Source organism: Paenibacillus lignilyticus (genome assembly GCF_017942085.1).
Lineage (GTDB): Bacteria > Bacillota > Bacilli > Paenibacillales > Paenibacillaceae > Paenibacillus_Z > Paenibacillus_Z lignilyticus.
This window is the reverse complement of sequence record NZ_JAGKSP010000038.1, coordinates 23,993-32,984: the sequence shown is the minus strand read 5'-3', so window position 1 is coordinate 32,984 and position 8,992 is coordinate 23,993. Positions and strand designations below refer to the sequence as shown.

Below are 8,992 nucleotides of genomic sequence, written 5' to 3'. Positions count from 1 at the left end.
CGAACGCGGCGGGCGCCGGCGCAAGGGCCGCGGCGGCGAAGCCGGGCGCAGCGGCGGAGCGGCGACGCAAGGCGCGGGAGTCGCGCCGGTGCGTCGCGAAGGCGATGCGCGCGCATGGAAGCCGGAGGATGATTTCAACCTCGATCGGCTTCTCGGTACGGATGGCGGTGCGGGCAGCGGCGGCGAATCCGGTGACGGTAAGCGCAAAGCAGTCCGCACCGATATGTGGGGCTTGCCGATCCTGAACGCAGGGTCGCTCAAGGATAACGGCGAAGATCCGGATGCTTACCGTTCACGCGGTCGCGATGGCGGCGGCCGAGGACGTTCCGGCGGCGGTGACCGCGGATTCGGCGGTCGTTCATCCGGCTCCGGTCGTGGCGGGTCTTCCCGTAGTGGCGGCGGCAGCGGCGGCAGTGCAGCTGGGGGAACCGGCTCGCGCCGCAAGAAAGCGGCCAGCGGCGAGTCTGCTCAGGCAACGCCGGCACCTAATGCAGGCGGCACAGGCAGTGCAGGTGAAGGCGTTAGCAGCGGGACGAAGTCGCGCAAGAAGAAAAAAAACGGTAACTCGACGGCCGCATTTGTGCGGAAGAAACGCTTGTAGGACGCGGTTCGAGCTTGCTTTTACCAAATCTTGATTTCAATCTGTAAAGTTGTTACAATGGACTCCTGACTGCAATGGTTAGGAGTCCGTTTATTACCGGAGAGGTGGGATAGAAGTGGCGAAGAAGAGCGACGGGAAACAGCTCGCACAGAATAAGAAGGCTTCCCATGACTATTTCATCGAGGATACCTTTGAAGCGGGCATGGTGCTGATGGGAAGCGAAATTAAGTCGCTTCGAATGGGACGGGCCAACATTGGCGATGCATTTGCCACCATTCGTAACGGCGAGATTTTCATTCACAATTTGCACATCAGTCCTTTCGAGCAAGGGAACCGAAGCAACCCGGATGATCCGACTCGGACGCGCAAGTTATTGATGCACAAGGTACAGATTCATAAGCTGCTTGGGTTGTCCAAGCAAGACGGCTATGCGATCGTGCCGCTTAAGATTTATGTTCGCAACGGTTACGCGAAGCTGCTGCTCGGCCTTGGTAAAGGGAAGAAGCAGTACGATAAGCGTGAATCGGCGGCGAAGAAGGATGCGCAGCGCGATATTCAGCGTGCATTGCGTGAGAAACAGAAGGTTGCCAGATAGGTGCTCGGATGGCTGACTGGATGCAATGGTTGAACGTCGCCAACTCTTCCAGCAAGACATGCCTTCACGAAGTCGGCACCTGTGTTATACTAAGTAAGCAACGAACGAAGTATCGTTTTACATGCTCAAGTACGTTGAGCCTGCCCGAACGTTAGGCGGGACCAGTCGACAGAGCGTCTTACCTGCTAAACGGAACGTATGGAGCCGTTTATGCGACATTGGGGGCGTTTATGGATTCGACGGGGATAGTTCGAGCATGGGTTGCGGGTAGTGGGGACGCGTCCACTTCATCAACGCTAAAGCCTATTAAACGGCAAATCACAAAACAACTACGCTTTAGCAGCTTAATAACCTGTTAGCGTGCTCCTCCTCAGCATCGCCCATGTGACTGGGATAGGGGCTCACATATAGTGGGATACGCCGCTTCGGTCTCCGCCTGGGGTCGACGGAAGAAGATAATCAGGCTGACCCAACGCAGAGCCGGTTACGGGGCGCTGCTCGGGTGACATCAAAACTGTGACTACACCCGTAGAAGCCTGTGTGGCGTTGTCTTCGGACAGGGGTTCAAATCCCCTCGCCTCCACCAAATTTATGTGAAGAGACACCTTAATGGGGGTGTCTTTTTGCGTTTCATAGATGTGAAGAGGGTATACGTTGCGGTTAGAAAGCTATGATATGACTGCATTTTAGTTATCCCGCCGCCGCAATGAATAAGTGAATATCTTAACATTGATTTCGTAACTAGAATAACAAAAGATGTTTTTATTCTCGCTGTACAAGCACTCTGGATATGTATTTGCCTAGCGTTTGATTAAGCAATTGAGGGTTTGTGCCGTCTATCATTCTAAAAAGGTGAATGGTAGCTCGAAGGAAGTGGTAGGCAATGTTGAATAATTGGGACTACATTATTTCCTTCAAAGGAAGAAAGCTGTTTGACGAGTGAGCTCTATCTCGCTGGAGTACTGAATTTAAACCGCAAGAATTTCTGTGTTGAAACAATCTCGTGTATAATTGTATTGATAAAGTACCATAGGGGTGGTGGGAAAATGGGATCAAAAACTTTTGATTTTTTAATTAAGAATGAGGATAGAACAATTGCTGTGATTGAAGTGAAGAATCGTAAGAACCTTAACATAGACGATGCTAAAAAGGTGAGAAGAAATATTATGGCTCATCAGGGATTGAAATCAAAATATTTTGTGTTAGTTTCTCAGGAGTATGGCTACGTGTGGGATAATGAAAAATCTCTTCAGCTGTTAGATAATCCTCTAATTAGTTTTTCAATGCAAGATATTGTTAGCCGTTATTACAAGCAGCTTAATACATTTGAGAATCGACTCAGGGAAAACGAATTAGAGTTAATTGTAGCCCAGTGGATAAATGATTTGGTGAGAACAAAAGATAATCATAGTTTTTTAAGTGAGCCTGAACAAAAATTAGTAGCAGGTGGTTTTATTGATACAATTCATGGTGCAACGGTTATTTCAGAGGTACAGTCATGATTGTATATGTAGAATCGAACTTTATACTTGAGCTAGTTCTTGCGCAAGAAGAATCGACATCAGCAGAGCAGATTTTAGGTCTTGCAGAGGAGAGAAAAATCAAATTGCTCCTCCCATCTTTCTCTATTATGGAACCATTTTGGACAATTCAAGGTAGAGGAAAGCAACGGAAAAGTATTCAACAATCATTAAATAGGGAATTAGAGCAATTGCAAAGGTCAATGTATAATCAAGAACTCGTTTCAGTATTTCAACCACTAACAAAAACCATTATTGATGTTGAGATTAAAGAGATGGATATGTTGGAGAAAACATTGAGTCGATTGTTGAAAATTGGAATAACCATTGATGTTTCGTCATCGATTTTTGATGACTCTATTCGGTACCAAGAAGAGTTGGGATTATCTCCTCCAGATGCAATTATCTACTCATCAATTATCACAAATGTGAAGCAACAAACTGGTGATGAAGCGAAAGTCTTTGTGAGCCGTAATTGGAAAGACTTTGATCAGGAGGAGATTGTGGAGGAACTTCAGTCATTTCATTGTAAGTTCTTTTCCAATTTCCGTAGCGCATTGGGCTATATTCATTCAAGATTATAATAATGGGCGCTGCTCGGGTGACATCAAAACTGTGACTACACCCGTAGAAGCCTGTGTGGCGTTGTCTTCGGACAGGGGTTCAAATCCCCTCGCCTCCACCAAATTTATGTGAAGAGACACCTTAATGGGTGTCTTTTTGCGTTTCATAGATGTGAAGAGGGTATACGTTGCGGTTGTAAAGCCTTGAGTTGCTTTTGTTTCTATTTTGGGGGTAGAGGCGTTACTGTAGTTTTCATAAAATTGTTATTTGAAGCTCCATTTGGAGCTTTTTTTCTGTTATGAAGGAATCATTTCGGATGGCGAAGGTTCGGGAGAACAACGTACTTTTGCAGAGCCTGTGCTGCTAGTCGGGATATGGTAGTGACTGTTTACAGCCATAAGTAGTTCATTCTAAAGGATTGAGGAATCAAGTCTTTTTTGCTGAGTGTGGAATGTTTTTGACAGGGAACGCACTGACTTGGTAATGAAAGTTTCGTTTATTTCTGCTCACAACGCCTAGTAGTTAAGTAAAACCTTACACAGTGTCAACAATTTCTAGATTGATCATACTCATTTAAATCATATATCGTTCATGTATGTTAATAGAGATATAGTCATGCGGATTTACTCCTTGATTTTAGAATAAAAGGAGATAATTGTGACTTTGACGGATGAACTCTATATTCAGGAGCAGCGCTTACCACATTGATATTACCGCGATCTGAAATTAAAACGAGACACGATGGTGGCAAGGGAGCAGTCCGCTAAAATATGGTCTCTAATTTGAATGTTTGGAAGGAGAAGTTGTCATGAAGTTTAAAGTAGGTTTGTGGTTGCTGACGATAGCCATCGTAATTGGGGCGGTGTCGCCGTCCGGGGGTCTGGACGCGTGGGCGGCGGGCGGCGCGGACAAGTCCGGCGCTCTGACGGGGCTTACGGCAATAGTGAAGCAGGGAAACACCGTTATTCCCGAAAACGGTACGATCTATCTTGCAAATGGGGATGCTCTCAGCGTCGAAGTATCGTTCGGCGTTCCCGTTGCTGGGGATGATCCGACTCCGCCGACGGTCGTGGATCAACACGATATGGCAAGCTTCCCGCTCAGCGAGGGATTCATCCTGACATCGGGAACAACGCTGCCTCTTCAATTCAACGGGAAGCTCGTAGGAACGACGACGTTAAACACGACCGGAATCAACACGATAGCGGCCGATACGGTGTTCGACGGAGATGCGGACGTATTCGATGAAACAAGCGGCTATTATGGCGTCCAAGGAAAATTCAACGTAGGGTTGAAATACGACAGCTCAGGCGCCGCCGGGGAAGAAGGCAACCACCAAGTAATGATTCTGGGCAAGACTTACACCGTCGTGGTGCCGCCCCAACCGATCATGTACAACGTGGTAAAGTCGGGGACTTCGGATCTGACCGGCAAGGTCATCCATTGGACGGTACAGTTGTCCGGGACGAAGGGAGCAACCGCAGTTAGTCTGGACGGGTATGTGTTCAGCGACGATTTGAGCGGCGTGGGCGCATACGTGGCGAACACCTTCCAAGTCGATGGCGTCGCTGCGACCCCCGTGCAGACGGGCAGTGTATTGTCGTATACGCTGGATGATGCGGCCGGCGTACGCACCGTTACGTTCGACACCGCGATTCCGGACGATAGCTATTACAGGAATCATGAGGCGAAGTCGGTCAGCAATACCGTCAATCTGTTGAAGGACAATGCGCCGGTGAAGAGCGGTACAGGCACGGTCTCGTATACGACGCCGACATGGATCGGGAAGACGGGGGCGGCCGAGCATGCCAATCCGAACGGCGATCCTACTTATGATCCCGACGATCAGTACATTACATGGACGATTACGGCCAACAAGTCGCAAGCGGCACTGGATGAGCTAACCCTTACGGACGTTTTGCCGACGGGCTTGGATTTCGTCTCGGCGCAATGGCAGATTTCCACAGACGGTACGACCTGGACGAGTGACGGCGCCAGCATCACCGACGCGCCGACAGACGGCAAATATATCCGCTTGGGAACGACCAACACGATGGTTCGGCTCGTGATTTCGAGCAAGGTGCATGATAACGGCACCGATATTACCGTAGGCAAGAGGATCTTCAATAACGCTGCGACGCTAGACTGGGCCGGTATGCCGAGCGGCGCGACGATGAGCACGGGCAACGTCGGCGTCGGTATCGGGTATGACGCGCTTACGAAGTCGGGCGTGCTGGATAAACCTAATCGTGAGATTACGTGGACGATCAAGGCCGATGCCAAGAATCAGCCTATCGCCGATATGAGGGTGTATGACTTGCTCGTCTACGACAGCAGCACGAATCTATCCGGAGCGACGGGTTGGCCGGCAGGCATCTCCGAGGCGAACGTGACGAAGCGGACGGGATTGCAGTATATAGCGGGTAGCGGTACGACTTCCGCTGGGACATTAAACGTGGTTCCGATTATGAAGAACGGGAAGCAAGTCGCTGATCTAGTCGAAGTAACGGGATTATCGACGACTGCGGTCAATACAATAACGTTCGAGACGTCGATCGTAGACCCGACCGTATACGCAGGCAACAGCGACAAGAGCGTGAACAATACCGCCTCGCTTCTTAATGGGACGAGCCGGCTGAGGGACGCCACAGGCAACGTCACCTACCAGAGCCGCACGCTGGCGAAGGAACTATTGAAGCGCGAGGCGATGGCCGCTCCAGCTGTGGGAGTGAATACGCAGCGTACGACCAACGCGAATGAAGGTTTCGACTATGACGATAAGTCGGTTATCTTCCGCTTGAGCATTAATGCGGACGGATTGAATTTCAACGCTGCGAATGTGGCGAGCAACGAGGCAAATGACACGCTTGGCACAGCTACGGTGACGGATACGCTGCCGGCAGGCTGGGCGTTCGAGGATATCGTACCAGGTCAGAAGTATTTGATCTTCGAGGGAACGGCAGGCTCCGGGTCTTCCGTGAATGCGACAAGCACGACGCCGACCCCGGAAGCGAGCGTAACCGGACTGACGTCGAACTTCGATACTGAGGGTCAGGCGGTCTTCACATTCGCCCAGTTGGACAAGCCATACGTCATTCTGGTAAAGGCTAAGCCCACGGACGCTAAGCTTGCCGGTTACTTCGACAGCAACGAAACTTCGACAATTACCAACAACTTGAATTTGAAAACTGCGAATTGGACCGCGGGAACTTCCAAATCGCAGCAAGTGTACATTCGTAGCGAGATTTTGCACAAGTCCCATACGCTGCCAGCGAATGGAACGCTGATCTGGACCATCGTATACAACCCGAATCAGTTAGGGACAAGCGGCCAGACGATCGTCGATACGTTGCCGCTCGGTTTGGACTTGCGCACGGATTCAACAGGCAAGCTGCTATTGGACGACGGTCACGGCGTCAGCTATTTGACCGCTACGGAACTGACGCTGAAGCCGGATGGGGCGCTGGCGGATGGAGCTGCCGTCACGCTTACGCCGGGCGGCAACCTAATCTACGACAATGAAACGCGTGAATTGACTTTCAATATTCCGGACTACGGCAAGGCTTACCGACTGACCTACTTGACGGACATTACCGGCGAAATCGGAACGATCGTTAACTATGCGATACTCTCTCAAGGCGACGCCAATGCGTCCAAACAAGAGATTCAGTATGCGATCAGCAGCGCGGACAGCTCGGCGACGCTGCTGCGAGGCGGCTGGCTGGAAGTGGCGAAGACGAACGGATCTAAGGCGACGCCACTTGCGGGAGCGGAGTTCACTCTTTTTGCACAGGACGGCAGCACGATCATTCGCAGGGCTATCAGCGCCACCGACGGCAAGCTGAGGATGAAAGCTATTCCTGCAGGTACTTATGTGCTCCGTGAGACAGTCGCTCCAGCCGGCGGCTATGCTCTGGAAGGCATCGATCATACGGTAAGCGTCGACACCTCCGGCCCGACTGTCGTGACCTCTATAGACGGAAAGACGGGAGCGGACGCCAATAAGCTGGCGGTAGCGAATTATTTGAAGAACACAACGGGCAAACTCGTCTTTTCCAAGACCGTTGCCGGGAATGACGGCGATCTCACGAAGAAGTTCGATTTCACCGTAACCTTCATCAATGCGCCGGACGTCTACAACTACACCGGCACCGGGGGCGCAGCGAGCGGTGCGATCGCGAGCGGCGGCACGATCTCGCTCGCTCACGGGCAGAGTATCATCATCGCGGGTTTGCCCGCGGACGCGCAGTATAAGGTGACGGAAACGGACTATGCCAATGAGGGATACAAGACGACAAGTCTCGGCGCAACGGGCGAAATTGTGGTCGACGAGACGGAAACCGCGGCATTCTTGAACACCAAGGACAAGCCCGGTAATCTGATCATTAGCAAGACGGTAACGGGCAATGACGGAGATCAGTCCCAATCATTCGATTTTTCCGTCACCTTTAGCGCGGCTGGGGTATATAACTACACCGGCACCGGCGGCGCGGCCAACGGCACGATTACGAGCGGGGATACGATATCTCTCGCCGGCGGACAGAGCATTACGATCGTAGGTCTGCCAGCTGGCACCACGTATAACGTAGCCGAGGACGACTACGCTGGGAGCGGTTATGCAACGTCTAAGACGGGCGACACAGGGACAATTGTGACAGACGACTTCCAATCCGCCCAGTTCGTTAACGCTAGAGACGACTGGTTCGGCAGCCTGAAGATTGGCAAGTCTGTAAGAGGCAACGCGGGCAATAAAGCTAGGACGTTCGATTTCACGGTGAACTTGAGCGCAGATGGCGTATTCAGTTACACCGGAGCAGGAGGCGCTGCAAATGGCACGATTACGAGTGGTGATCGGGTTGAACTCGCTGACGGTCAAAGCATTACGATCGCTGGGTTGCCTAAAGGCACAACGTATACGGTCATAGAATCCAGCTATGCCGCGGACGGCTACGTCACGACTAAGACGGACGACACCGGTGTAATAGTAGGCGCGCAAGAGCAAACCGCCGCATTTGTCAACACAAAGAACGAATGGTACGCGCCGAGCGAGGGCAGTCTGACGATCAGCAAGACGGTGAATGGTCCAGTCACCGATCTGACGAAGAAGTTCAGCTTCTCGGTCGTTCTGGACGGTGCTTGGGGTACGTACGCGTATTCGGGCAGCGGCGGCAGCGGAACGATTAAGAGCGGGGGGACGGTGGCACTCGCGCACGGAGAGACGATCACGATTACCGGCTTGCCACTCGGAACAAGCTATAAGGTCAGCGAAGGAGATTACTCCGCGGAGGGGTACAAGACGACCAGCACGGGTGCATCCGGCGTCTTTAACTCGTCCGAAAGCAAGAGTGCGCTCTTCGTGAACCTCTATGAGGCGAAAGAGCCGAAGCAGCCGACGATGGGCGGCGAGGACGGTAACACCGGCGGGAAAGATAAAGGAGGAGGCCAACAGCCGGGGAGCAGTAATGGGGGCAGCTCCGCCGGCGCCGTCGACAAATCGAATGATGGATCGACTGTTGGCAGTACTATTGTTACCGGCAATGGCGCCAAGACGGGTCACAAGGTCCAAACGGACAACAACGGCACGCCGAAGACCGGTGACCTTAACGACAGGCAAATTGCTCAACTCGGATTGGTCGTCTTTGGAGTGGCGCTTGCTGCATTAATCGGCACGAATGTCATCCTGCGCAGAAGAATTCTCAGAAAGCGTTAATT

General features: G+C 51.7%; 4 protein-coding genes, 1 other RNA gene and 1 pseudogene. All 6 read left to right on the top strand.

The window, feature by feature from the left end; genetic code table 11:
• Window positions 1–601: pseudogene (locus I8J30_RS32125) on the top strand (hypothetical protein); the annotation flags it as partial.
• Window positions 602–716: 115 nt separating this feature from the next.
• Window positions 717–1,196, top strand: a complete 480-nt coding sequence (gene smpB, locus I8J30_RS32120) for an SsrA-binding protein SmpB (protein WP_091225616.1) — start codon at window positions 717–719, stop codon at window positions 1,194–1,196.
• A 220-nt stretch (window positions 1,197–1,416) separates the two neighbouring features.
• Window positions 1,417–1,782, top strand: a transfer-messenger RNA (tmRNA) gene (gene ssrA, locus I8J30_RS32115).
• A gap of 460 nt (window positions 1,783–2,242) precedes the next feature.
• Complete coding sequence (locus I8J30_RS32110) at window positions 2,243–2,698, top strand: hypothetical protein (protein WP_210664419.1); 456 nt, start codon at window positions 2,243–2,245, stop codon at window positions 2,696–2,698.
• Window positions 2,695–3,300: a PIN domain-containing protein gene (locus I8J30_RS32105; protein ID WP_210664418.1), complete on the top strand. Its 606-nt coding sequence runs from the start codon at window positions 2,695–2,697 to the stop codon at window positions 3,298–3,300. Before I8J30_RS32110 ends, I8J30_RS32105 begins: the two co-directional genes overlap by 4 nt.
• 788 nt (window positions 3,301–4,088) lie before the next feature.
• Window positions 4,089–8,990, top strand: coding sequence for a beta strand repeat-containing protein (locus tag I8J30_RS32100; protein ID WP_210664417.1), 4,902 nt, complete (start codon window positions 4,089–4,091; stop codon window positions 8,988–8,990).
• Window positions 8,991–8,992: the final 2 nt, after the last annotated feature.

What these genes read in the sequence shown, in the direction of transcription:
- I8J30_RS32110 (WP_210664419.1), top strand. Translation starts at nt 2,243, where the DNA reads ATGGGATCAAAAACTTTTGATTTTTTAATTAAGAATGAGGATAGAACA.
- I8J30_RS32105 (WP_210664418.1), top strand. Translation starts at nt 2,695, where the DNA reads ATGATTGTATATGTAGAATCGAACTTTATACTTGAGCTAGTTCTTGCG.
- I8J30_RS32100 (WP_210664417.1), top strand. Translation starts at nt 4,089, where the DNA reads ATGAAGTTTAAAGTAGGTTTGTGGTTGCTGACGATAGCCATCGTAATT.